1 protein-coding gene is annotated in these 293 nt (G+C 32.1%); it reads left to right on the forward strand.

What is annotated here, in order from left to right:
* Window positions 1-18: 18 nt before the first annotated feature.
* Window positions 19-293, forward strand: a 275-nt coding sequence (locus tag A3766_RS21890) for a DnaB-like helicase N-terminal domain-containing protein (protein ID WP_197479677.1), incomplete at its 3' end; no start/stop codon positions are given.

A 293-nucleotide genomic window follows, 5' to 3' on the forward strand; every position in this document is an offset into this window, starting at 1 on the left:
ATTTAGATGGAATGGCATATGAAAAAATTATTTGAGAATAATATTCAGAAATTTAACTCTCTGGAATCAGAACAATATTTGATTGGGGCAATGCTTCAACACCTTGTCGATGATTACGAGCTACCAAATTATTTATCGATAGAGCTTTATTCTTTAAATAAGCATGTACTCATTGTTGAAGCTATAGATTGGGTGCTGAAATCAGGGATGGAGTTTTCTGTTTCTGAAGTAGTCAATATATTGAAGATAAATGACAAATTATCTTATATCGGCGGCGAAACTTATCTAAATGC

Source organism: Oleiphilus sp. HI0132 (genome assembly GCF_001635845.1).